Raw genomic sequence first — 23,802 nt, forward strand, 5'->3', positions numbered from 1 at the left:
CCGGGTGGTGGACGGCCGCTGCGCGCCCCGCGCAGCCATCCACCACCCGCGAAGGACGCGGCCACGGGGCGGGCGTGCCATACCCACGCGCGCACGTGAGGGGAAACCAGCCACGCCGCTGAGAGGAAGGACCGTGCCACACCACCACACCCTTCCGGCAGCCGACGCAGCGTCTTCAGTAAAAAAAGGGGGCCTGCTGCCCGTGCCGCAGCGTGACGCTCTCCCGCATGCCCCCTTCCGCTCCGCCGCGGTCCACCATGCTGCGGCGCCCGCCCATCACCCGGGGGAAGAATAGGAGTTACCCGACCCCATCACGGAAAGAGTCCACGTGAACGACGTGTCCCGCCCACACCCGGTCATCGACCCCGACCTGCCTGAGAAGGCACGCACCCAGCTTGAAACCGCGCTCCACCCACCCCAGGACACCCCACCGGCGGAACACCGCCGAACCCTGCTGCCCCAGCCCATCGCCGACCACCCGGTGGCCACCGTCGTCATCATCCTGCTCGTGCTGCTGGTAGGCATGCGTCTCCTGGCGCGCGTGTTCGTGTTCGTGGCCGCCGCCGTCCTCCTCATCGGAGCAGGCATCCTGCTCATCGCCCTCCTCGCCCCCCGACGCGACCCCCAGCGCGCTGCGCGTCAGCTCCGCGACCGCTACCGCGACCACTATGTGACCGCCGACGATCTTGACGAAGAAGCAGCCGCACTCCTCGCGCGTGCCCAACGCGCCGTGGCCACGATCACCAGCGCGCACGTCGTCCGCGACGACATCCTCGACGTCGCCCTCAACACCGCGGTGCTGCCCCGTCAACTGTGGGAGACTGCTCGCGCCCTGCGCAGCCTCACCGAGCTGCGGTCCCGCCCCACCCCCAGCCACGGCGACGACACCACGATCGCCATGCTGCTGGACGACCGGAAACGCGCCCTGCAGGCCATCCACCAGTCCGTGGCCGACCGGGTGGCTGCCCTCGAGGACTACGCCACCCGGGTCAGTGAAGCCGAGCAGGCGTGGCAGCGTGTGGCGACCCTGCGCCGCCTGATCGCGGAACAGGAAGAACTGCGGGACCTGTTGGCTGCGACCGCCGCTGACGAGGTCGCGGTCCGCGAGCTTGCCGAACTGACGGAACGGGCCCGTGCCGCAGAAGCCCACCTGCAGAACGCGGCCCACCAGGCCGCACAGGCCGCCCTGCGCCTCCCCGGCGTGGACTAGGTCACGCCCACTGCACCGGATGCCCGTATTCCAAGTAGCGGACCGTGGAGCCAGTGCCCGCCACACACGCCGCGACCCGGCGCGCCTGCGGCTCGGGAAGATAGTCGCCGATCCGCTCCGGCTCCACTAAATGCGCGTCGCTGAGTTCGTCGGGGGGCAGCCGCACCGCCTCAAACTGGCCGGGACGCAGCAGACCACCGAACACGAACACGGTCGCTGGCCGCCGGTCCGGGCTCGCCTGGGCAGGTAGCCAGTCCACACACACCAGCCCACTCAACTGGGGGGTGAACCCGAGCTCTTCGGAGCATTCCCGCAAACACGCCTCCCGCGGAGACTCCCCCATCTCAATCACCCCGCCCGGCAGCCCCCACCCGGGCCGGTAGGTGGGCTTGACCAGCAGGACCCGCCCCGCCTCGTCGCGCAGCAACGCACTCGCCGCACCCCGGGTCCGCGGCAGGCTGTCGAAAAACTCCAACTCGCTGTCGGCCATGACTTGACCCTAGCCACGGCCTGCCGCGCCCGGCAGCGGTCCCGGCGGGGTTCCCCACTCGGCCACCACTCAGTCAGACGAACCACCGTGGTCGCGGGCATACCGCCGCTGAAAGTCAGCGCGCAACCGCGCCGAGGAAGCAGGATCGTCCCGGTGCAGCGCCTCATACTCGTCCACCGAGATAGCGTGCCGCGCATAGTCGTCGTAGGCAGCATCCCCTGGGCGCAGCACCGTTGTCCCACAGCCCAATGCCGGTTCGGAACGGTCCACGTAGCTGACCGGAACCCGCAGGCTGCCATCCGGGTAGCGGACCGCTTTCACGCGATTCACGCCATCACCCCATAAACCCCGTAGTAGGTGTGGAAATATTCCACGATCGCGTACGCCAGATCCACCTGGCCGCCCAGCATGGTCACGAGCACGTGCTCCTTGCGGGCCAGCGTGATCGCGAAGCACTCCGCCCACCATTCGTGGCGCCGGTGCCAGTACTCCTCCACCAGGTGGGGGACGCACGCGTCGTGCAGGTCCCGCCACTGGCGGGTCTCCGACATCATGCGGTCGGCCACATCCAACGCGTGCCCGATCTCGTGGAACACCAGGGACACCGACGTGTGCGGGCTACTACCCAACACCAGGAAACCGAAACGGTAGATCCCGGCAAGCCGGTCGAACGTGGGGGCCTGCGGGTCGTCGGGATCAGTCGACACCCCACGCAAATGGTTGAAACAATTCAGGTCAGCAACGGACCCTTCCCCGATGTAGATCCCGTTGACCTCTTCCACCACCCGGTCAACGATGGCGGGAGGAAGCCGCGACAACGCGTCCATATGGTCGAGAATGCGCGGAGAGGGGATAGTCCCGGCAGGCCAGCGGCGATGCAACACCGCTTCCAGCCGCCCCAGATGCCGCCGCCCGTCATCAGGGAACGGACGCACCCCCTGAGGATGCGGGCCACATTCCAGGATTTCGTTCACGAGTAAGCAACATAGAGCGTCTCCAGACCTCTCGGAGCCATCCACCGCCCCGCTGCCCCGGCCCGACACCGGCAACCCCACGGGAACACGGCACGCCTCCCGCCCCAGCACACCCCCGTTGTCCCAATCAGCGTCCAACCACCCCAGGGCAAGGTCCACAACGATTGCGTCACATCCCCGATTCCGTGGCGTTGCCCTGCGCGGCCGTGCGGCACGCCACCGCATCCGCCGCATCCATCACCAACCGGGTAAACAGCGTGGGCTGCTCCAAGTTCACCATGTGGCCGGCACGCGGCACCACCAGCAGCCGCCCGTCCACGCACGCGTCCACAAACAGCTTCTCGTGGATACGGAAATGGTCCCGCGCCCCGTTGATCAGCCACACCGTCCCCGGGTAAGAGGACAACAACGTCAACACGTCCAAGTCGGTGATCTCGTCGATCACCGCACGCCCCACCTCCATCGCCAGCCCGCCGTCCAACACTGCTTCAGCAGCCTCCGCAGGCAGCGTCCACCGGTGGAAACGCTCATTGACCGACTGTCCCCGGTCCGGAAGCCGCTCCAACAAGACGGCAGGAATCCGGTACATGTTCGCCCACCCGTGCACGGGACGCGCCGAACACCCCGCTGCCACCAGTCCAGCGACCCGCTCCGGGGACGCCGCAGCTGCCGCAATGGACACAAACCCGCCCAGGCTCAACCCCACCACCAAGGCGGGACGCCCCACCGCATCCACCGCCTCGTGCACCGTCTCCACCGCGCCGCGCAAGGTGAACGTCTCCCCACGCCGGTCCCCGTGGCCCGGCAAATCCACCGCGACCACCGTGCGCCCTTGCGCGCCGAGCATCTCCAGCTGCGGACGCCACATGGTTTTCGACGTGCGCAGGCCGTGCACGAACACGATCGGCACGTGCATCAGCCACCCCCTTTTTTCCCCGGCACCGCCACCGCCCTCACCCCTCATTCTCCCCGCCCCCGCCGCCCCTCCTCGGGGACTAGCCGGCATACACCACCGTGACAGGGGCGTGATCCGACCACCGCTGGTCATGGGACGGCGCCCGCTCCACCCACGCCTCCTGGGCGCGCGCAGCCAAACCCGGCGTAGCGACCTGCAAGTCGATGCGCCACCCCGCGTCATTGTCGAACGCCCGCCCCCGATACGACCACCACGTGTACGGGCCGTCCTGATCAGGGTGCAACGCCCGCACCACGTCGACGTATCCCGCCTCCTCATACACCCGGGAAAGCCACTGCCGCTCTTCCGGAAGGAAACCCGAGTTCTTGCGGTTGCCCCGCCAGTTCTTCAAGTCAGCCTCCTGGTGCGCGATATTCCAGTCGCCGCACACCGCAAGCTCCCGCCCCTGGGCCTCCACTTCGGTGCGCCGACGCACCAGATAGGGCAGGAATTCCGCCATGAACCGCTCTTTCTCCTCCTGCAACGGCGTGCCCACCTGTCCGGAAGGCAGATACAGGCTGGCCACGCTCACCGGCCCGAAGTCCGCCTCCACGTAACGCCCCGAATCCGCGAACTCCGCAGAACCGAATCCGATCCGCACCGCATCCGGTTTCATCCGCGAATACACGGCCACTCCGGCACGACCCTTGGTTGCGGCAGGCACCAGCACCACATGCCAGCCGTCCGGCTCAGCCACCTCGGGGGGAAGCTGATCGAGTTCCGCGCGGGTCTCCTGCAGACACACCACGTCCGCTTTGGTGCCCGCCAGCCACTCCACGAACCCTTTCCGCGCTGCCGCGCGCAGCCCGTTGACGTTGACCGTCGCAATGACCAGAGAAGACATGGCCAGCAGCCTAGCCCGCACCCACTACTGCCTTCTCCCCGCGAAAGCCTCCCCCTCAAAGAGGCGAGGGCGTGAAACCGACGGCGGGGAGAAGGCGGGGAATACACAACGGTGGGCGAGCCGCCCCCACGCGGCCCGCCCACCAGACCATCCCCGCCTCAGGGGATGCGTTTCGCTACCCAGGTGGACACCACGTGCAGCGGACCCTCCAACGGGCCGCGCCGTTTCACCAGCCGATGCCACAGGGTGGCGAAAATCAGCGAGCCCAGCAGAACCGACAGGCTCAACCATTCCGAGAGGAACGACAGCGGGGTGCCGTCCAGCATGTCGTTCTCATCCAGCCAGATCAGCAGGATGTGCCCCACATACGTGGTCAGCGACAGCGACCCCACAGCGATCAGCGGGTAGACCAGCCAGCGTGCCCGGCCCAGAGCATCAGTGACGATCAGGCACAGGCCCAGCAGTGCGATCGCCACACCACCCGCACCGTAGACGTCCATGAAGGTTCCACTGTGCGGAGCAGTCACCAGCAGCCACGCCCAGTCGGTGGCGGGCACGGTGCCCCCCATGCCTTCGGCATACAGTTGGTTGAACCCGTCGATGCCGAAGGGAATACCCGTGTCCGGGTCGAGGGTGGCAGCCAACCGTTCGTCAAGCCCCAGCCCGCGGATCGCCAGCCACGACAGGGTGTAGGCCGCGGCCGCCATTCCCGCGCCTACCGCGACCAGCCGCCAGCGCACACGCGGCTGCCGCAGGTCAAGACGGCCGATCGCCAATCCCGCGAACACGAACGGCAGCCAAGTGATCGCGGGATAGGAGCCGGTGAGCAGGAAGTTCACCACTCCGTCGTCCGCCAACGCGACGAGCGGGTCGTAGGCGTTGACGGTCTCCACGATCCTCGCCATGGTGCCCCCTCGGTCGATCCGGGAGCGGATCCAAAACGACACGATGGGGCCGATGAAACCCAGCGTGGCGGCCGCACCGGCGATGACGGTCCACCGCTCGGTCAGCAGCATGCAGGCGAACACGAAGAACACGGCGTAGTAGGCGAGGATCACCGACACCGGGGTGCCCAGCATGGTCAGCGCCGTGCCGAGAATCAGCAGGATCACGGCACGCACCACCACACGCCACAGCGCCACGCCGAGGTCTTTGTTGACTTTGCGGTCGTGCCCCCCGGACAGCAGCGCAATGGACACTCCCGCCAGGAGTGCGAACAGTGCGGCGGAGCGTCCCGCGGCAAGGGGCTGCAGGGGGTTGGTGCCATCAGCGAGCGTCCACCCCACCCCCACGTGCACGACGAACATGCCGAGGATCGCCACACCTCGGGCAACGTCGACCCCGAGAAGACGCGGGACCGGTGGTTTGACTGGCGGGGAGGACCCCTCCTGGGGAGTGGGAGCGCGATGCTGGGTGCGTGTTTCGACAGAAGAGTCGGTCTCAGGTGGAGACATGGGACCGGGAAAAGAAGTGGATCGGCTGGAACTGTTCGACACGCATATGAGGATCCCTCGACTGCCCCGAGGATCCCAGTCTTTTAACCCACTTGTGACCGGTTGTGGCCAACTCCGTTCGCGGCGGGGAGGGGAAAGCCGCCGCGCGCGTGGGACGCCGCTAGGGGAGTAGCCCACGGGGTAGTCATGCCCTCCGTGCGGGGAGGGGGAAAGTGTGTCGAACAGTTCCAGACGCGGGGGATCGTCGAAGGAACCGTAGCTGGGGAGTCACGGAACATCAAGGGACCTGCCGGAAACGCCCCCATGAATCACGGTTGTTCCACTGTGATGGGGTGCCAGCGGTAGGGGGTCTGCTTCCAGCGCCGCCGAAAAGTCCTCCCGCGAGCCTTGTGCTGTCTGTGAAGCGAGAAAGTGCGGGCCGACGTGGTCGCGCAGCATGGCTGGGGAAGGGTGTCTTGCGGCAGGGGAGGCCCTCCACCCTGTCTACTTGACATAATATTTATTATCGGCGATCAGGGGAGGTGGGGGAGTGTCGCGGGTGGAGCCCGCACGATACACCGTGATCCCCGACCACCGCGTTCCCCCGCCCGGCGCTCCCCGCCTTGCCCTGCGCCCGCCGACACCTCGAGCCGGGTAAGAGCCAGCGTGCCACGTCGCGCCGGCGGTTCCTCCCAGCCCGCGCCACCCGGCTGGCCTTAGGCGGCCGCCTTCGAAAGCCTGAACTTCCGTAAGACGGGTTCTCTTTCCCCTTAGGGTGGTCGCCATGTGGCAGCGTGATGTGGACCTTGTGGTGCCCCTGTGGCAAGGGTGCGACGATATGCGGGTCGCGGCTGGGGCGAGCGCGCTGGCGCGGCTGGTGGCCACGGCAAACCCCAGAATGCACATAGCGGTCTCTGACGGCCGGCGCGGCGCTGTCGACGGCGTGCACCACCTGGAATTGATCGCCCGCACCATGCGGCAGGTGCGCACCCGGATGGCCCGCCGAAACCCGGCCCGAGTCCTCACCCTGGGCGGGGACTGCGTCTCCGACCTGGCGGCTCTCGAGCATTTATCCCGCCGCTATCCCGGCATGGCCGTCTACTGGGTGGACGCCTACCCCGACCTGCACACCCCGCAGTCGTCCCCCACCGGCCTAGTGCAGGGCATGGCGCTGCGGCTCCTGCTCGGTGAAGGACACCCCCACCTGCTGGGGGCCAGCCGTCTCGTACCTTCCCAAGTGAAGCTGATAGGCGCCCGGGTGGCAGCCCCGGAAGAAGTGGAGTTTGTCCGCAGCCGACGGATCGAGGTGGTGGACACCACCCGGCTCACCGTGGACGCACGATCAGTAGTGGCCGGCCAGCAGCCGGGCTCCCCCGCCTACATCCACCTCAACCTCGGCGCCTGCGACCCCCAGGATTTCCCGGCAGTGGCGTTCCCCGCGCCCGTGGGCCCGCGGGCAGCGTTGCTCACAGCGGCCGTGGCGGCGATCACCGCCCACCACACCGTGGTGGGTGTAGGAGTGTGCGAATACACGCCCGCCGTCGCCCACGATGTGACCGTGCTGCAGTCCTTGCTGCAGGCGCTCAGACTCGTGGATCCAGCCCCACCACCGCAGGAAGGAGCGCGGGAAGTCCCCGGCGTGCTGTAGCAGCGGCGAGCAGGCATCGCCCCGTCCTGGTGCGCCGCTTGCAGCGGTCGTCCGGTGGCGGGGCTGTCGGGGCGTGGGCGAAAGCTGTGCGGGCAGGGATGGGGTAGCATGCCACCCACAATTGTTACCGACTAGTAGTTATGGGGGTGGGTGCCCCCGGGCCCGTGCAGAGGAGCAGCCATGCCGACACTCGACCGCCACGGCGACGTCTACGTCCTCGACCTCGGCGACACCGAAAACCGCTTCCACCCCGACTGGATCGCCTCCGTCAACGCCGCCCTCGACGAAGTCGAACACACCCAAGGCCCCTGCGCCCTCGTCACCGCAGCCACCGGCAAATTCTTCTCCAACGGCCTCGACCTGGAATGGCTGGCCGCCCACCCCGAACAACGCCACGACTACGTCGTCAGCGTCCACCGCCTCTTCGCGCGCGTCCTCACCCTGCCCATGGTCACCGTCGCCGCCCTACAAGGACACACCTTCGCCGCCGGCGCCATGCTCTCCCTCTCCCACGACTTCCGCGTCATGCGCGCAGACCGCGGTTTTTGGTGCCTGCCCGAAGCCGACATCAAAATCCCCTTCACCCCAGGCATGTCCGCGCTCATCCAAGCCCGCCTCAGCCCGCAAACCGCGCACGAAGCCATGGTCACCGCCCGCCGCTACGGCGGACACGACGCGTTCGCCGCAGGAATCGTCGACTCTGCCGTCGCCGAAGACGAAGTACGCGCCACCGCGCTGGACATCGCCGCCGCCCACACCACCAAAGCCGGCCCCACGCTCGCCACCATCAAAACCCGCATGTACCGCCAGGCTTTGGACGCGCTCGCTGAAACCCCGATCCCCCTGTCCTGAACCGGCGAGCCTGCCACCCCTCCCTGAACTCCTCCGGCGGCAGGCCCCGTTACCCGCCCTGTTGTTGTCCCACTCCAGGCGGCAACAACAGGGATTTCTCGTTTGATGCGCGCAAACCCCGTCTTACGGCAAGCGCAACCATCCCGTGCGCACCCGCCACGAACCGCCGCGCTTCAACAAGTCGAGCACAGCATGCTGCAGGCGGGTCACCGGAGTCACCCGGTCAGGCGCCACCTCGGGACACTCGAAAACAAACCGGAACATATCCGCGTCCCCAGGGCCCTCGTGGTCCGACAGCACGAAACGATCCTGGAAAGCCCGGATATTGGACTCCGGCGGCAGATAGTCCCGCAACTGCGGATCCAGCAGCCACGACGTGCACACCGCCACACGCACCCGCTCCCCGGTCACCGCGGACAGCACCTCACCCGCCCGGGCCAGCGAAGCATCCACCGCATCAGCAGACAGCGGCTCCCCAGCAGGAATATGCAGCCGAGCCACCAGGCGCTCGTCCACCACTCCCACCAGCTCCGGAAAATCACCGCTGTCCAGGTAGGCCGTCTCATACTGCAAACGCCCCACCTCATACAGCGAACCCCGGTAGTGCAACGCGATCCACACCGGCAGGTCCAGCCCCACCCGGCCGTACATGCGGCGAGTCTTCGCCACATGCCGCCCCAGATCCGCAAGCGTGGCCGCGGTGACATCCTCCGGCACGCCGCGGCTGCGGTGGCGCTCCCGCAGCACATCCACCGCGGCAAGGAACGCGTAAATGGGGGCGCAGCGCACGCGAGGGTCGTCAGCAGAGATCACATCGGGCCAATCCACCCAACCCGGGCGGCCCACATCCGCGAGGATGCGCGCATAACAGGCATCCACCAGCCACCGGGCCGCTGCAGGCCAGTCCTGGTCCGGCCACAATGCACGCAGATCAGCGCGATCCGCACCCTCCACCGCGGCCGCATCCAGCAGCTCATCCGCAGCCTCTCGACCAGGCAGCGGAGCAGGGGGCGGGTCAGGGAAATCAGCAAGGGAGGACAAAGTGGCAGCAGCCTCAGAGGCAAGCCCCAAGGCGCGCGCTTTCGATGTGAGATCCATACTGCCATGCTGACAGGAACCCGGAGAAAATGCCCAATGTTAATCGTGAACTACTCCAGGTAGGCAGATCATGCCAATTTTTCTTTCTAGTGAGGCACACGTCACACACGGCGCATAGTCTTTAAGTTCAAACACACCTCATCAACCGTGAAAGCTCGCGAAAGGGGACAGACAGCGATGGCCGACCCCGAACAGCAGGTCCGCGAATGGCTCACCGCCTACACCGCACCCACCATGAGCGTGGCCCACCTGCTGTGCGATCGGCACGACCCGACCCGCACGGCCGTCACCGAAGTCCAACCCGACCTGTCGTCCACCACCCTCACCTTCGGTGACCTCTCCCGCCGTGCCGCACACCTGTCCGCTGTCCTGGCCTCCCACGGAGTCACCCCCGGCGACCGGGTCGCCACCCTGCTGCCCCTCGGCATCGACCTGACCATCAGCGCCGTCGCAGTGTGGCGGCTAGGCGCCGTCCTCGTCCCCCTCCCCCCGGTGCTGGCCGCCTCCGCCATCGACTGGAGACTGCGCCAAGTCAACGCCACAGCCGTCCTCGCCCCCGCCGACCAGACCAGCAAACTCACCACCGGCTCCTGGACCGTGATCGACCCGCACAAGGAAGCCGCCACACCCCCACCCGACCCCGCCACCGTGGGACCCGACGACCCCCTGCTCATCAGCCACACTCCCGGCATATCCGGGCCCCCGCGGCAAATCACCGTCCCCGTGCGCGCCCTGGCCGCCTTCCACATCCACCACCACTACGGCCTGCACATCAGCGACGACGACATCTACTGGTGCTTCAGCGAACCCGGCGACCCCCACGGCCTGTACTACGGCCTGGTCTCCCCCCTCCTTGCCGGACACACCTGCCTGCACCTGCGCGCCGGCTTCGACCCGGAACTCACCTTGGACGTCATGGAAACATTCCAGGTGACCCGCCTCGCCGCCGCGCCCACCATCTACCGGGCCCTGCGCACCGCCACGAAAACCCTGCCCCCCGGCATCATGGTGCAAGGACTCGCCACCAACGGCGACGAGTTCCGCACCGACCTGTCCGAATGGGCGCTCGGCACCTTCGGCGTCGGCATCAGCGACCACTACGGCCACCCCGAATCAGGGATCGTCGCCGTCAACGACGGGCACGGCGGCCCCCTGACCGCCCTCCCAGGATTCCGGCTGACAGTCCTCGAGCCGCTCAGCGACACCCCGGCCGAAACAGGAGTCCCCGGACGCGTAGCAATCGACACCCACAACAGCCCCGCCTGGTGGTTCGCGGGCTACCCGGACGACCCCCTGGCCACAGCCCAGCACTTCAGCCCTGACGGACGCTGGTACCTGACCGGAGACACCGGCACCGTGGACGACACCGGCGCCGTCCACCTCACCCGCCACAACGGTGAAGTGATCATCACCTCCGGCTACCGGATCGGCCCCTACGACGTGGAATCAGTACTGCTGGAACACGACGCCGTCGACGAAGTCGCCGTCTACGGAATCCCCGACCCGCTCCGCGGCGCACTGGTAGCAGCCAACGTCGTCCTCACCCCGGACGCCTCCCCCAGCGACGAACTCGCCGAGGAGCTCAAACGCCTCGTCGCTGAACGGTTCGCAGAAACCGCGGCCCCCCACCAGGTGACGTTCGTGCCGCACCTGCCGAAAACCGCGAGCGGCAAACTACGCCGCAACCGGCTGCGCGCCAGCGCTGCCTAGCCTTTCTCGGCTAGTCGACGAGCGTGTCGATCCGGGCAGCCATCTTCAAATCGCGTTCGGTCACATGGCCGACATCGTGGCTGGTGAGCGTGAACGTGAGCGTCGTGTAGCGGATGTCGATATCGGGGTGGTGCTGGGCTTCCTCAGCAGCCTGGGCAACCCGGTTGACCAGCTCGATGCCGTCCAGGAAGCTCGGCACGGTCACGGTGCGGGTAATAGCCTGCCCTTCCCGCCGCCACGCGGGCAGCCGGTGCATCGCCGACTCCAACGCCGCCTCGTTCTTTGTGTCCACCATGGTTTCCTCCCTGCCTCGAGCTTGCCTCTGCGGTCCAGGGCAGTGCCCGGCGCCGTCTTTCCTCTACCCGCAATCACCCCGCCCCACCAGCACCCCGCCGGTCCAGGGCAGGCCCGGGTGATGCAGGAGACAGGCGTGGAAAGGGCAGCAACAAGACCGCTGAACAGCTCCACCAAAAGCTCATCAAGACCGGACAGCGTCGTCGGCGCCTGTTTTCTCTACTGGTGGAACCCACAAACGCCACGCCTTGGCCCAACAATCAACGGCCTCCACCACCAACGACACACCGCTCCAGACCCGAAGAAACGAGCGCGCCCAACCGACAAACACCAAGACTCACACCACACACGGCACGTCCCAGCCACCAAGCCTTCGAAAATTGGGATAGTCCACGCCAAAGGTGCATGTTGGATAATTTTGCACCGTGTGCCACTTTGGTCGGTTTGGTGTGGCGTCCAAAAATTAAAACCGCATCCCCAAACCTGCTTTTGCGGGGGCCGAGCTGGTGGAAGGCAGTGAGGAGCAGTTCTGTCTGCGGTGATCGTCTTCTGCTGGCGGATGCTGCGCACACGCCGCGCCCAGCAAGCCCCGGTCTGGTTGGGCTGGCTCATTCTCGCCTCCTAGGGCGCGGCAGCACTGTTGGCCGCTGGTCTTCTCGCTGCCGTATGGCTGCTGCTCGGCTCTCCTGGTCTTGAGGTTCCTCAACAACTCACCCCGAAGGATCTGGACTCGATTGCTACCCGATCCTTCGGGGTGGTCGCAGGAATGGGCGCCGTGGCCGCGCTGGTGATCAACTACCGGCGCCAACGATTGTCTGAAGCGGAAAACAGCCGCAAAGAAACCCGCCTGTTTACCGAACGCTTTGAAGGAGCCAGCGAAAAACTCGGCAGCGAATACGCCGCAGTCCGTCTGGCTGGAGTCCATGCTCTGGCGCATGTGGCCGATGGTGCTCCCAGCCGCGAGTTACGACAGATGTGTATCGATGTGTTGTGCGCCTACCTGTGCCTGAAGACGCCAGCAAAGAGGAACACGTCGAGCATCAGCAACGCACCCTCCGGTTCGCCTCGTTTCGGGAGGTGCGTCACACCATCATCCGCATCATCGGTAGACGGCTCCGCAAGGATGCCCCTGTCTCCTGGCAGGGCTGCGACTTCGACTTCACCGGGGTCGTTTTTGACGGCGGCGACCTCTCCGATGCCCATGTCACCGGAGGTCGCATCAGCTTCCGCGAAGCACAATTCACCAACAGCAGGATGGACTTCACCGGCGCGACGTTCTCCGGAGGCACAGTGGACTTCGCCGACGTTCGTGATCTTTCGGTGATGCCGCAAGGCTTGCGGGAAGCCACGGTGAAGGCTGCGCCGGAAGCGAAGGTGCTGCTGCCAGAAGAGTGGCTTTCGTCTTCCCCTGCGGATTAAGTCAGTAGAGCTCTGACTGGTTTCCTGGTTGCCGTCTTGGCGACGACCGTTCAGACAAGGCCCCTTACGTCGCCTGCACCGCTACGATGCACCCTCCCCTTACCCGGACACGTCCCAGCCGCTTTGGCTTTCACTGTGATGAAAACAGCCCGCTCGAGAACTAAAGGCTATTGACGGTGGCCCACCCTCACTGCTCGATCCTCAACCGGCCTTGAGCAGGAGCCAGGCCGGTTAAGGATCGCGTTGTCTAACCCGTGTCAGGCGCTACACCCGGTGGTTAAGGCCAATCCACGCCAGGGCTGAGGGTTCCGCTAAAGCTTGGGGACGACCAACCGGGGGGATAAACCTCATCGTCTTTTTTGACGGTGGTTGCGGTCGTGTAGCGTCCCGGCTCGGCGGGTTCAACGAAAAAAGGTCCGCATTCGCGCGCCTGGTGAGTGTCGAGGGTGACCCGGCAGGAGTTCAGGGTCGATGGGTCCCGTGTCAAGTGATACTGCTGACTGTCGATCAAGTCGGGATCGAGGTCCATCAACCAGACCCACACGGTGACGTCTGTACCAGCTATCTCGGCGCTGAACGCTTTGACTTCTGCGGAAACAGCAATCTGCCCGTTTTCTTTCTTGATACAAGGGCGCACCTGCACGGTGTCGTTGATCATGCTCGCCCACGACCGGCAGTTTTTTGTGGCTACGGAAAGCTGTTCTCTCGGTTCTCGTGGTTCTTCTGTTTCTTCCACAGTCGCGGGAAGGTCCGCAGAGGAGGAGGGCTCTGGGCTCGCTGAGGGTGAAACAGAAGCCGAGGGGGAAGGCTCTGCGGTGGCTGAAGGTAACGCTGATGGGGAGGACAGTGCAGCTACCGACGGTGAAGAAGACGTCGACGAATCCTTTGAAGACAGAAAATAAACAACTGCAGCAATCGAACAGACCGCACCGATCGCGGCGAACAGTGAGTGGACCAGGAGCCGTCGGGGGACGGCCGCAGCATTTTTCGCCGGGGAGCTGGACTCTGACCCTCCGGAATTCGCTGGTTCTTCCTGCCCCTTCTTCTCTGCAGGAGAGCTGTACTGCTGGGCTTCCAGGCAGCGCGCGGCTTGGCTTCCCCAACTGCGGGGATACCGTTCTGAAAGCCGGGCAGCCAGGTCCTCCACCTGCCTAGTGATTTCGCGCAGCCTTCGCGCCTGGGAGGGGTTCTTTTCTTGAAGGCCAGTGTGGTTGATGAGGGCGTCCACTTCGGCCGTGCCGGGAAGTCGCCGACTCTTGATCTGGTGGATCTGTTCGTGGCCTTGCATCCACCCTGATAAATCGGACTGGTCCACGCCCATTGCCTGAACCAGAGCTTTACGGCCTGCCCCATAGTGTTCGAGGACTGTGCTGAGCTCTTCAGCGAACTCATCCAGGGCCTTGGCTAGCGCGACGGCATCCCGCTCAAAATCAGTGTCAGGAGTCGTGTCCCGCTCCGCCATCCCACCTCCTTCACCATTCCTTGTCACACCTCAACGGTGTTTCTCCTGCTCATAACCGCACTCGGTTGCGGTGCCGCTACACGCCATTCCTCTCCTCTTTCTCACCTGGCTGCGAGGCGACGCGGCTTCTACCAAGGCCGCAGCCACCACAGTCAGGAAGGCCCCCATACCGAGGAAGGAAAAATGCGGAGTTTCACGACATATTCTCAAAAAATGTCGTTATTCTCTTCGAAGTTATCGGACTGTTGAGGTTCTCTTGATCTGCCGTGTCCGTTGGTGTGACAACCACGAGATGTTCTGCTCGTTCTTCCAGCACGGCAGGACCCGACTCGAGGAGAGAAATCCACGCTGGCCGCACAGCAGTGGCCGAGGAACGTGACGAAAGTCGTGGGACACAGGTTTTCCGCTGATCAAGGAGGACGAGGGCCCATCCAGGGAACAAATCTTCCCGGGTAGAGCTTGGGGGATTGCTCTCCAGCGCGACCCTTTCCACCGCAAGGAAGCCCTACGTTATCCCGCAATCACCTAATGCAAGGAAAGACTGGCATGCGGTCGTGGACACTCGCCGCATGCAGATACGCGGCACAAACCCACGTCTCCGGCCCGCCGCTGCCACGAATCTCGCGCTCCCCACCAGCGCAATGACCACGAGTCAAGTCATGCGAACGCACCAATCGGCGACGAGACGCTGCAGCGACCCATTCCGGCCACCCCTATAAGCCGCCACGCCACCCGCAACGACACTGTTCTCCCGAAGCTCAGCCCCATGCCGAAAAAACCGAACCGGACTAAGTTGCTGGAGACGAACAACCACGCAACGCAAAGGAGACTCCATGACGGCAGCAGAAAGCGCACGCCTTACCCTTCTCGTCCTCTACAGCGACCGCATGGAAGAGTGCCGCGCCTTCTACAGTGCCCTGGGACTGTGTTTTGCCCGTGAACAACACGGTCAAGGACCACAGCACTACGCGGCCGTACTCGACGACGGTTCCGTATTCGAGATCTACCCCGCCTCCCCCGAACGCCGCACGGGTATCACACGACTCGGCTTCCGCGTTGACAAGACTTTGCTTCAAACACCCCTGGAAGCCGGACACCATATCTTGACCGACCCGGACGGCCGCAAAGTCGACCTTCACGTGGTCTGAAACCCTCCCCCCGGAAAAAGGGCTCGTGACCGCACCACCCTCCACGAAACCCGCCCCGCAGCGAGCACCGTGAAGTCGTCACCCGACCGCACAAACACGCGGCCTCTAAGGTTCACCACTGTCAGGCACCGCGCCGGGAGCACCGCTCCCCCGCGGGCCCACTCACCCAATATCCGGTCACATACTGGCGGGGATCATTGCCAACACCCACAAAGCCACCCGCCGCCACGGCCACACCCCTGGAATAGCCCACCTTCCCCGAACACACCCCCGTAGCAGGCACCCAGTCGTGCCTGCACCAAACCCTGCGGCCCCACCCCGGAAACACGCCACCGGCATCATGCGCAGCTCACTCCATGCCTGCCCCTGGGGTTTGGAAAACCCCGAACCACGGGGGTTAAGGCGTGTGGGAGGAAGGCCGGCTTGGCGGAATCACGGGGGATTCAGGAACCCGGATCACGATCACAGCGACATCGTCATCGTTGTCCTCAGGGCGGACGCGCTCAATGAGCAGGTCACAAAAGTCGTCGAGCTCGTGGTGGACGAGCTCGGCAGCATGCTGACGCAGCTGCGCCATACCCTCGTCCAGACCGTGGCGGGTGGATTCGATAAGCCCGTCGGTATAGAACACGACCGTACTCGCCACCGGCAGTTCAACAGCGGAGTCGGTGCGCGGAATATCCGTCTCAGCACCCAACAACAGGTCGTGGTGCTCGTCGAGGAAACGGGCCTGCCCGTCCCGCAACACCAGCAACGGCGGCAGGTGGCCAGCGTTCGTCCACCGCAAAACCCGCCGCCCTTCAGAACCGTCTTCTTCAAGCCGCGCAAAAACCATGGTGGCCATGGAGACTTCACTGATGTGCCCCAACGCGTGGTCCAACCGGCTGACGATACTGCTGGGCGGCTCGTCACGGTCCCACGCCAACGCCCGCAGCATGTTGCGGATCTGCGCCATGTGAGACGCGGCCTGCAAGTCGTGGCCCGCCACATCCCCGATAACCAGAGCAGGGGTGCCGTCTTGAAGACGAAAAGCGTCATACCAGTCCCCACCCACGTGGGAGGCATCAGGCGCAGGATGGTAGCGCACCGCCATCTTCACCAAAACCGTTTCGGGAAGCGGCGACAGCAGATACCGCTGCATGGTTTCGGTGACCCGCTGCTGACGCTCATACAGTCGCGCATTGTCGATAGCCAGCCCGGCCTGACGGGCCAAGTCGTCGACCAACGCCAACTCGGTGCTGGTGAAATCGTGGAGCTGATCGGCACGCCCCAAAGTGAGCGCCCCCAGAATGGCGCCGCGCGGCCCCCGCAGCGGCGCGGTGATGGCCGCGTGAATCCGGGTGCGTTCAAACAGCGTCCGCTGAGCCATGGCCAAACCCGTGTCGGGGGGACGCTGGTAGTCGCGGAGACTGACCCGAGTCGTCGACGCCCCGCGCAGCACCCGCGACAGCGGCATCAAAGAGGTTTCTGAAACGGGTGGCAGCGGCCCCTGCATCTCTTCCCGACGGATATGCCGCCCGTTTTCGTGGTGGACCACAAGCGCCCGCTCCAGTTCCCCTATCTCGTTGAGCAGGTCAATAACGACCCAGTCCGCAAGACGAGGCGTGACCTGCCGCGCCAGCAGCCACAGCGCTTCCCTGACCTGCAAAGTAGACGTCAGCACCGAAGTGACCTCGGCGATCAGGGAAAGACTGTCAGCAAGGTCGGTCAGCGTGGTCACCTGGTCGACAGGAACCTCCTCAGAAGAGGGGTCACCCCGCGGGTCACGGGGATGGAACAACACCAGCGCCCCCGTAGTGTCCCTGTTAATGCGGTACGGGGCGGTCAACCAGATCACGGGCAGCAGGGCGCCGTCACCACGCAGGAACCACTTGTTGCCACCGTAGACGCTCTGTCCTTGCAGGAAGGCTTTCATCAGCGGGCATTGGGAACGAGGCAGCAGAGCCCCGCCTTCAGCCCGATGCAGCAGGTCATGGGCGTTACGCCCTATCATGGCGGACTCAGAGCGACCGAGAAGTTTCTCCCCACGAGGGTTGACCGCAATGATCTGTTCGCGGTCATTAGTCACGTACACCCCGATTTTGAGCCCGGACAGGACTTTACGCGGCAAGTCCTGCTCCGATGCGGAAAACGAGACTGGATGCGGCTGATGGTCGCTAGGCACGGCGCTGCCTTCTTTCCACGCGCAAGGCTGCTTACCCGAGTCGAAACCGGTCACAGACTCCAGGTGTTCCCATAGGCCTCCCCTCCCCACCCAGGGCACTACCCCCACACAGCGTTCTGTTTCAGGGAAGCCCAGACCGCTCCTCCCGGACTGCCCGCAGCCCACAGGAAAAGAACAGCAGACGGTCCACCGCGCGCCAACTCACCCCACGAAACCCGCGCTGCCTTCCAGGCCAGGGCTAGGCGCAGCCGCAGTGCTCAAAGGCCCACGTGACGCATGGGGTTGTCGTGCCACGCATCCGCGGGACGAATATAGGTATCGACAACGGACGAGTTCGGCGACCAGCGCCCCTGCCGGGCAATATAGGCGCGAGGAACCCGGGCCGCTGCAGCAGCGGTAGCCGCACCCGCCCGCAGAGAATGCGCGGTAATCGGCGCGTCGATTCCCGCGCGACGGGCAAGGGTTTTAATGATGTGGTTGATTCCAGCACCACTCATCCGCCCCGAACCACGGATAGCAGCACCCGGACTTCCCGCGGGACGCCCATACCGGTCCACGGCACGCAGCAGCGGACCTTCAGTGATTCCTCGCTCGCTAAGAGCATCGATCCACGCCAACGTGGTACGCACAGGGCAGGTGCGAGCTAGTGACCCGTAGGGGATGGCAACAACCGCACCAACTGATTCACGGTCGGTTTTGGAGGTGCGGACCCGCACGTGAAGTCCTTCGGGAACCGGGTGCACGTCAGCGATATCGAGGGCCGCAAGTTCACTGCGCCGAGCCATCATCGCAAAGCCAAGCAGGCAAAGGGTACGGTCCCGCATCCCCGCTAGGTCATCGCTGGTGGCCTCAACCATGGCACGCAACTGTTCCACAGTGAGCGCGGGAGCGCGACGCGGCTCATATCCGGCTTGCGCACGTTCTCTACGGTAGGCGCGCAACACCATGCGGGCGGGTTTGGTGTCAAGAGGCAGACCAAGCGCGGTGTGGTGGGACTGGATGGTGCCGAGCATCCGGTCGAGGGTGGCGGGAGCAGGCGGAGGGACCGTGTGGGTGAGCGCGTCGATGTAGGTAGCGAGTGTGGCAGCGGAGGCAGGAAGCGGACTGCGGTTTTCGCGAGCACACCATTCTTGGAAGGCCGCCCAGTCCCGACGATAGGCGGCACGGGTGTTAGGCGTCCAGCTTTCTGCGATGCGCGCGGCCGCGGTAGGGCTCAATTCCCCGTTAGCGATGATCGGAGCAGGGGAGTCGGCGGGCATGAGCGGGCCGTCAGCGCGGGGAGCGGTCATCGACAGTCCTTCCTCACAAGGCCGCCAGGGGATGGTTTCGCCGGGCTGGACAAGGCGGACACGCAGGCAAAAACCAACCGGTGAAGGCTGTCACAGCCATGTGTCCACCCCACACGTCCCACCCGACCATCCTATGCGGTCAAAAACCGGGAGCAGGCCACCACCGCAAAGCAGGACGGTAACGGTGACCGTGCTTTCCCATACCCCTTCGCAGGCTGTGGGAAGACCGCAGCCCCGTGGCCGGACTTGGAGCCGCCATACGCACGGCGCGGCGGCCACCCCCTCGCAAGGCCCCACCCGTAAGAGAAGGCTACAGCGGAACCTCACACCTGGCGTGCGCCGTGAAAACCACGCTCGCATAGCCGGAATGAGAAGGCACGGCTTGCCAGCTGTTTCTTCCACGGCGGGGATGGCCGCCACCACCACGCTGATTCAGTGAACTATTTCCTTACCCCCAGGCACAGGAGCTACGACCGATACGGCCTTTTCCCACCCGATACTGCGGGGGCATGTGCCGGTCATTGGGAGGACGACGTCAACTCCTCCAGCAGTTCCTCCACAAGAGCACGGATACGGTCGCGGATAGGCCGCACCGCTTCCACATCCTTGCCAGCCGGATCAGGCAAATCCCAGTTCAAGTAGCGTTTCCCCGGATAGATCGGACACGCGTCGCCGCATCCCATAGTGATCACCACATCCGAGGAACGCACCTCCTCCGCGGTGAGGACTTTAGGGACGTTAGCGGAGATATCGATGCCAACCTCAGCCATCGCCTGGACGACAGCGGGGTTGACTGCGTCCGCCGGGGCAGACCCCGCCGAACGCACCCGCACCTTGCCGGCACCCAGGTGCTGCAGAAACGCGGCCGCCATCTGGGAGCGCCCAGCATTGTGCACGCACACAAACAGCACTTGCGGGATCTCAACGTTCGACATACTGGGGCCTTTCGTCAGGGAAGAAACGGCGGACAGCGAGGGCAAGGTGAACGAGAGCAAGCAAGACAGGCACTTCGATAAGCGGTCCCACAACCCCGGCCAGAGCCTGACCGGAAGCAGCACCAAAGGAGGCAATCGCTACCGCAATCGCAAGCTCAAAATTGTTGCCTGCCGCGGTGAAGGCCAGCGTGACCGACCGAGAATAGCCGAACCCCCACAGACGGGCCAGGAGCAACGTCGAGCCCCACATGAGCACGAAGTACAACAGCAGCGGAATCGCGATGCGAGCCACATCCCACGGGCGAGAGGTGATCGCCTCGCCTTGCAGGGCAAACAGCGCCACGATAGTGAACAGCAACCCGTACAGGCCCCACGGCCCCAGCTTCGGCAACAGACGAGACTCATACCAGTCCCGTCCGCGAGCCCACTCGCTTAGCCGCCGCGTCAAGTACCCGGCCAGCAAGGGAACGCCGAGGAAGACCAGCACCGAAAGGGAGATGTCCGTAAAGGTCACCTCCACCACCGCTTGTTCCCAACCTAGCCACCCGGGCAGACCCACCAGGTAGAACCAGCTCAACGCGCCGAAGGCGACTATCTGAAACACGGCGTTGAGCGCGACCAGAACAGCGGCAGCTTCCCGGTCCCCACACGCCAGGTCGTTCCAAACGATGACCATCGCAATACAGCGGGCCAGCCCGACGATGATCACCCCGGTGCGGTATTCGGGAAGGTCGGCCAGGAACAGCCAAGCCAAAGCGAACATTACCGCCGGGCCAACAATCCAGTTCATCACCAGGGAGGCCACCATGAGACGCCGATCTCCGGTGACCGTGCCCAAGCGGTCGTAGCGCACCTTGGCCAGCGGCGGGTACATCATCACCAGCAACCCGAAGGCGATGGGTACCGACACCCCGGCCACACTCATCCCGGCCAGAGCCGTTCCCAGGCTGGGAACCATCCTCCCCAAGGCCAGGCCGACAGCCATCGCCGCCAGAATCCACACCGTCAGGTAGCGGTTGAGAACCGGCAGACGCGGAGCGGCGGTTTTGGTGTCCGATCCAACGAGGGTGTTCACGCTTTAACCTCCGTTGGTGTGGTGTGGCGGGTCAAGACCTGCGCGAGGTGGTGGGTGGCTTCAGCGACGAGCCGGTAGTACACCCAGGTGCCGCGCCGTTCAGCGGTGATGAGTCCGGCCTGGCGCAGCAGTTTGAGGTGGTGGGAAATAGTGGGCTGGGACAGGTCGAAGGCAGCAGTGAGGTCACATACGCACGCTTCGCCTTTGGGGTGGGAGGCGATCATCGACAGCAGGCGTAGCCGCACCGGATCGCCGAGGGCTTTGAAGACACGGGCAAGTTGGATGGCTTCTTGCTCATCCACAGCGGAGGTGAGCAGGGTAGGACAGCAGTCTGCGGCTGTGGTTGGCTCAACCCCAGTTTCTTGATTCGACATACATCTATATTGACAAACTTCGAAACAGGGAGCAATCTTGCATTGAAAAAATTCGATGCAAGGCGTGCGGAGTTTCCATGTCCCGTATCCAACTCGCCCTCAACGTCGCTGACTTGGAAGCGTCAGTGGCCTTCTACACCACCCTCTTTGGGGTTGAGCCCACCAAACGCCGCCCCGGCTATGCCAACTTCGCTATCGCCGAACCGCCGCTCAAACTCGTCCTCATCGAAGGCGAACCTGGCCAGGACACCCGCCTCGACCATCTGGGGGTTGAGGTAGAGACCACAACCCAGGTTGATGCGGCAGCGAGCAGACTCAAAGAAGCTGGATTGGCCACAATCGAGGAGACCAACGTCGCCTGCTGCTATGCGGTCCAGGACAAAGTGTGGGTATACGGCCCCGGCAAAGAACCGTGGGAGGTGTACGTCGTTAAAGGTGATAGCGGCCAGCGCGACAAAGCCATAGACACCTCCACCCCATCCCAGCCCGCAGACTGCTGCCGCCGCTAACCCCCGGGCCGACACCCCCTGTCCTGCCAGATCTCCCGTCGGGGTATGCGTCCGCACATTCCGACGGGGAGTCCCAGGCAGACGCGGAACGCTCGCTTCCTTGATGAGGTTATGGGGACAAAAGCGGACCCAAGGGGCCACATCCGGTTGACGGTTTGCTGCTCGTGCGCCTGGCGCACGAGCAGCAAACCGTTTTTCTTCAGTAGGTACCTCGTGCGCTCCCTGAGGCGAGGGCCCAGGATGCAGACCGCCGGGCTCCCGGAAAAGCGTTGCAGGGGCTCGCCAACGTTATGTTGGCCGGGGGTCGGGGGTGGGGCACGGCACGGGGAATGCGGGGGCACACCCCCCGATTCTGGTTTTCGATAAGGGAAGCTTATAGAAAACCAGAAGCCCATCCAGGCGTCATGTCCGTTTTGTCGGCTTCCTTGGGTTCTGTTGGCTGCGTTTGTTTACGTTATTTAATAACGTTTGCAACGCTACGAAATTAAAGGGGATGGTGGCACACCCCAGACAACACACAACACGACAGCCCCTAGCCCGCCACGCCCCTGCTTTTCACACCGCACCACCATCGTTACTTTTGGTGACACAATGGGGGAAAGCAGGTCAGACAGCACACCGCACACGCATCACCTGGATGGACGGCAGGCATGTCACCGTCTTCACACCCCGATCCGGCGTATCCTCTCCGGACCACCACCCCAGCAACGGTCACAAGCCCGCCCACATCCCCCACGTTGCGCACCACCCAGGACCTGCCCTCCCCCCGCCCGGCACCCCGCACCCTCACCGCAATGGAGGTGTTCATGAGCAGCCCGCACTGGCAACCCGACATCCTCGGTGACGGCTACCGCCAGCATGTTCTCGACCTTGGCGCCGACCCGGACGGTGAAGGCCGCATCGTGGCCGTCCTCGTCCGCCGCGACATCCAACCCGGAGAAACCGTGCACGGCGCCGTCCTGTACGTCCACGGGTTTTCCGACTACTTCTTCCAAACCCCGCTCGCAGACTTCCTCGCCGCCCACGGCCTCGTCTTCTACGCCCTTGACCTGAGAAAATCAGGCCGCGCACGCCGCGAAGGGCACACCGCCCACTACGTGTCCGACCTTGCGCTCTACGACACCGAGCTCGACCGTGCCCTCGGCATCATCAGCGCCGCCCACCCCGGCCTGCCCGTCGTCGTGCTCGCCCACTCCACCGGCGGGCTGATCACCTCACTGTGGCTGGACCGCCGCCGCGCTGCCGGACGCGTGCCCCCAGTAGCCGGCCTCGTCCTCAACAGCCCCTGGTTTGACCTGCAAGGCAAACCGTCCCACCGCGGGATCCTCACCCAACTGCTGCGCGTGCTCGCCAAAATAGCGCCGTTCCGCCAGCTTTCCACCCTGCCCGGCGTCTACGGGCAAACCATCCACACCAGCGGCACCGGCGAGTGGGACTTCGACCTCACCCTCAAACCGTTGACCGGATTCCCCGTGACCGTGGGCTGGTTGAACGCGGTACGCCGCGGACATGCTCGCCTCCACCGCGGCCTGGACGTCGGAGTGCCGTCGCTGGTGCTGCGCTCAGACCGCTCCGACCTGTCCGGTGTCTACTCTGAGCTGAGCGACCGCACCGACACGGTCCTGGACGTCACCCACATTGCCCGGTGGGCCGGCTGCCTGGGCGGAGAAACCACCGTAGTACCCATTCCGGGGGCGCGCCACGACGTGTTCCTGTCCCTCCCGCAGCCCCGGGAGCATGCCTACCAGGTTCTGGGGTCCTGGCTGGACCAGCACGGACTCTCCACCCGGCCGGCAGGCGACGACAAACCCGCTGCGGAAGGCGGAATCACCCCTGCAGCCTCCTGACCGGCAGCCCTCCCACCACCACACAGCCCCCACTCTCGACCATGTGTGGGGCGGGCCGCGGCCCGCCCCACA

The 23,802-nt window shown here is 64.9% G+C and carries 22 protein-coding genes; 8 read left to right on the forward strand and 14 right to left on the reverse strand.

The window, feature by feature from the left end; genetic code table 11:
• Positions 1-328 precede the first annotated feature (328 nt).
• Positions 329-1,210, forward strand: a complete 882-nt coding sequence (locus tag TFU_RS07605) for a hypothetical protein (RefSeq protein ID WP_041428010.1) — start codon at positions 329-331, stop codon at positions 1,208-1,210.
• Between the two features lies 1 nt (position 1,211).
• On the opposite strand, the gene TFU_RS07610 is transcribed toward TFU_RS07605, so the two are convergent.
• The 6 genes from TFU_RS07610 to TFU_RS07635 form a co-directional block, all read right to left on the reverse strand.
• Positions 1,212-1,700, reverse strand: a complete 489-nt coding sequence (locus TFU_RS07610) for an NUDIX domain-containing protein (protein WP_011291968.1) — start codon at positions 1,698-1,700, stop codon at positions 1,212-1,214.
• Positions 1,701-1,769: 69 nt separating this feature from the next.
• Positions 1,770-2,030: a hypothetical protein gene (locus tag TFU_RS07615; RefSeq protein ID WP_146088119.1), complete on the reverse strand. Its 261-nt coding sequence runs from the start codon at positions 2,028-2,030 to the stop codon at positions 1,770-1,772.
• Positions 2,027-2,674, reverse strand: coding sequence for an anthrax toxin lethal factor-related metalloendopeptidase (locus TFU_RS07620; protein WP_152436244.1), 648 nt, complete (start codon positions 2,672-2,674; stop codon positions 2,027-2,029). Before TFU_RS07620 ends, TFU_RS07615 begins: the two co-directional genes overlap by 4 nt.
• Before the next feature lie 169 nt (positions 2,675-2,843).
• Positions 2,844-3,590 (reverse strand): alpha/beta fold hydrolase, encoded by a 747-nt coding sequence (locus tag TFU_RS07625; RefSeq protein ID WP_016188696.1) that lies wholly within the window; start codon positions 3,588-3,590, stop codon positions 2,844-2,846.
• A 79-nt stretch (positions 3,591-3,669) separates the two neighbouring features.
• Complete coding sequence (locus tag TFU_RS07630) at positions 3,670-4,473, reverse strand: exodeoxyribonuclease III (protein WP_011291972.1); 804 nt, start codon at positions 4,471-4,473, stop codon at positions 3,670-3,672.
• 158 nt (positions 4,474-4,631) lie between these two features.
• A complete protein-coding gene (locus TFU_RS07635) occupies positions 4,632-5,780 on the reverse strand; it encodes a hypothetical protein (RefSeq protein ID WP_016188698.1) in 1,149 nt (382 codons plus the stop codon).
• A 910-nt stretch (positions 5,781-6,690) separates the two neighbouring features.
• Between TFU_RS07635 and TFU_RS07640 the strand changes: the two genes are divergently transcribed.
• Together TFU_RS07640 and TFU_RS07645 are read left to right on the forward strand one after the other, a co-directional pair.
• Positions 6,691-7,554, forward strand: a complete 864-nt coding sequence (locus tag TFU_RS07640; RefSeq protein ID WP_011291974.1) for an arginase family protein — start codon at positions 6,691-6,693, stop codon at positions 7,552-7,554.
• Between the two features lie 180 nt (positions 7,555-7,734).
• Positions 7,735-8,406, forward strand: a complete 672-nt coding sequence (locus TFU_RS07645) for an enoyl-CoA hydratase-related protein (protein WP_011291975.1) — start codon at positions 7,735-7,737, stop codon at positions 8,404-8,406.
• 123 nt (positions 8,407-8,529) lie between these two features.
• Here the strand turns inward: TFU_RS07645 and TFU_RS07650 are convergent, their stop codons facing one another.
• Entirely contained in the window at positions 8,530-9,504 is a 975-nt protein-coding gene (locus TFU_RS07650) for an acyltransferase domain-containing protein (RefSeq protein WP_011291976.1), read from the reverse strand.
• 177 nt (positions 9,505-9,681) lie between these two features.
• On the opposite strand from TFU_RS07650, the gene TFU_RS07655 reads away from it, so the two are divergent.
• Positions 9,682-11,214 carry an AMP-binding protein gene (locus TFU_RS07655; protein ID WP_011291977.1) on the forward strand — a complete coding sequence of 511 codons (1,533 nt, stop codon included), beginning with the start codon at positions 9,682-9,684 and terminating at the stop codon, positions 11,212-11,214.
• Between the two features lie 10 nt (positions 11,215-11,224).
• Here the strand turns inward: TFU_RS07655 and TFU_RS07660 are convergent, their stop codons facing one another.
• Positions 11,225-11,509, reverse strand: coding sequence for a 4a-hydroxytetrahydrobiopterin dehydratase (locus tag TFU_RS07660; protein ID WP_011291978.1), 285 nt, complete (start codon positions 11,507-11,509; stop codon positions 11,225-11,227).
• Positions 11,510-12,510: 1,001 nt separating this feature from the next.
• Here TFU_RS07660 and TFU_RS07665 point away from each other — a divergent pair.
• Positions 12,511-12,927 (forward strand): pentapeptide repeat-containing protein, encoded by a 417-nt coding sequence (locus TFU_RS07665; protein ID WP_155983540.1) that lies wholly within the window; start codon positions 12,511-12,513, stop codon positions 12,925-12,927.
• Positions 12,928-13,204: 277 nt separating this feature from the next.
• On the opposite strand, the gene TFU_RS16060 is transcribed toward TFU_RS07665, so the two are convergent.
• A complete protein-coding gene (locus TFU_RS16060) occupies positions 13,205-14,389 on the reverse strand; it encodes a hypothetical protein (RefSeq protein WP_011291981.1) in 1,185 nt (394 codons plus the stop codon).
• Positions 14,390-15,222: 833 nt separating this feature from the next.
• Between TFU_RS16060 and TFU_RS07675 the strand changes: the two genes are divergently transcribed.
• Positions 15,223-15,537, forward strand: coding sequence for a glyoxalase/bleomycin resistance/dioxygenase family protein (locus TFU_RS07675; RefSeq protein ID WP_011291982.1), 315 nt, complete (start codon positions 15,223-15,225; stop codon positions 15,535-15,537).
• A 397-nt stretch (positions 15,538-15,934) separates the two neighbouring features.
• On the opposite strand, the gene TFU_RS07680 is transcribed toward TFU_RS07675, so the two are convergent.
• The 5 genes from TFU_RS07680 to TFU_RS07700 all read right to left on the reverse strand — a co-directional run bounded on the left by TFU_RS07680 (position 15,935) and on the right by TFU_RS07700 (position 21,374).
• Positions 15,935-17,647 (reverse strand): SpoIIE family protein phosphatase, encoded by a 1,713-nt coding sequence (locus tag TFU_RS07680; RefSeq protein ID WP_370492636.1) that lies wholly within the window; start codon positions 17,645-17,647, stop codon positions 15,935-15,937.
• A gap of 311 nt (positions 17,648-17,958) precedes the next feature.
• Entirely contained in the window at positions 17,959-18,990 is a 1,032-nt protein-coding gene (locus tag TFU_RS07685; RefSeq protein WP_011291984.1) for a tyrosine-type recombinase/integrase, read from the reverse strand.
• A gap of 518 nt (positions 18,991-19,508) precedes the next feature.
• Positions 19,509-19,925, reverse strand: coding sequence for an arsenate reductase ArsC (locus TFU_RS07690; protein WP_011291985.1), 417 nt, complete (start codon positions 19,923-19,925; stop codon positions 19,509-19,511).
• Positions 19,912-21,000: an ACR3 family arsenite efflux transporter gene (gene arsB / locus TFU_RS07695; RefSeq protein ID WP_011291986.1), complete on the reverse strand. Its 1,089-nt coding sequence runs from the start codon at positions 20,998-21,000 to the stop codon at positions 19,912-19,914. The genes TFU_RS07690 and arsB overlap by 14 nt, the downstream gene beginning before the upstream one ends.
• Complete coding sequence (locus tag TFU_RS07700; protein ID WP_011291987.1) at positions 20,997-21,374, reverse strand: ArsR/SmtB family transcription factor; 378 nt, start codon at positions 21,372-21,374, stop codon at positions 20,997-20,999. Before TFU_RS07700 ends, arsB begins: the two co-directional genes overlap by 4 nt.
• Before the next feature lie 77 nt (positions 21,375-21,451).
• On the opposite strand from TFU_RS07700, the gene TFU_RS07705 reads away from it, so the two are divergent.
• Positions 21,452-21,883 (forward strand): ArsI/CadI family heavy metal resistance metalloenzyme, encoded by a 432-nt coding sequence (locus TFU_RS07705; RefSeq protein ID WP_011291988.1) that lies wholly within the window; start codon positions 21,452-21,454, stop codon positions 21,881-21,883.
• Between the two features lie 806 nt (positions 21,884-22,689).
• A complete protein-coding gene (locus TFU_RS07710) occupies positions 22,690-23,730 on the forward strand; it encodes an alpha/beta hydrolase (protein WP_016188703.1) in 1,041 nt (346 codons plus the stop codon).
• Positions 23,731-23,802: the final 72 nt, after the last annotated feature.

The organism is Thermobifida fusca YX (genome assembly GCF_000012405.1).
Lineage (GTDB): Bacteria > Actinomycetota > Actinomycetes > Streptosporangiales > Streptosporangiaceae > Thermobifida > Thermobifida fusca.

Coding starts and splice junctions, on each gene's coding strand:
- TFU_RS07610 (WP_011291968.1), bottom strand. CDS start 1,700: ATGGCCGACAGCGAGTTGGAGTTTTTCGACAGCCTGCCGCGGACCCGG.
- TFU_RS07625 (WP_016188696.1), bottom strand. CDS start 3,590: ATGCACGTGCCGATCGTGTTCGTGCACGGCCTGCGCACGTCGAAAACC.
- TFU_RS07630 (WP_011291972.1), bottom strand. CDS start 4,473: ATGTCTTCTCTGGTCATTGCGACGGTCAACGTCAACGGGCTGCGCGCG.
- TFU_RS07635 (WP_016188698.1), bottom strand. CDS start 5,780: ATGTTCGTCGTGCACGTGGGGGTGGGGTGGACGCTCGCTGATGGCACC.
- TFU_RS07640 (WP_011291974.1), top strand. CDS start 6,691: ATGTGGCAGCGTGATGTGGACCTTGTGGTGCCCCTGTGGCAAGGGTGC.
- TFU_RS07645 (WP_011291975.1), top strand. CDS start 7,735: ATGCCGACACTCGACCGCCACGGCGACGTCTACGTCCTCGACCTCGGC.
- TFU_RS07650 (WP_011291976.1), bottom strand. CDS start 9,504: ATGGATCTCACATCGAAAGCGCGCGCCTTGGGGCTTGCCTCTGAGGCT.
- TFU_RS07655 (WP_011291977.1), top strand. CDS start 9,682: ATGGCCGACCCCGAACAGCAGGTCCGCGAATGGCTCACCGCCTACACC.
- TFU_RS07660 (WP_011291978.1), bottom strand. CDS start 11,509: ATGGTGGACACAAAGAACGAGGCGGCGTTGGAGTCGGCGATGCACCGG.
- TFU_RS16060 (WP_011291981.1), bottom strand. CDS start 14,389: ATGGCGGAGCGGGACACGACTCCTGACACTGATTTTGAGCGGGATGCC.
- TFU_RS07675 (WP_011291982.1), top strand. CDS start 15,223: ATGACGGCAGCAGAAAGCGCACGCCTTACCCTTCTCGTCCTCTACAGC.
- TFU_RS07685 (WP_011291984.1), bottom strand. CDS start 18,990: ATGACCGCTCCCCGCGCTGACGGCCCGCTCATGCCCGCCGACTCCCCT.
- TFU_RS07690 (WP_011291985.1), bottom strand. CDS start 19,925: ATGTCGAACGTTGAGATCCCGCAAGTGCTGTTTGTGTGCGTGCACAAT.
- TFU_RS07700 (WP_011291987.1), bottom strand. CDS start 21,374: ATGTCGAATCAAGAAACTGGGGTTGAGCCAACCACAGCCGCAGACTGC.
- TFU_RS07705 (WP_011291988.1), top strand. CDS start 21,452: ATGTCCCGTATCCAACTCGCCCTCAACGTCGCTGACTTGGAAGCGTCA.
- TFU_RS07710 (WP_016188703.1), top strand. CDS start 22,690: ATGAGCAGCCCGCACTGGCAACCCGACATCCTCGGTGACGGCTACCGC.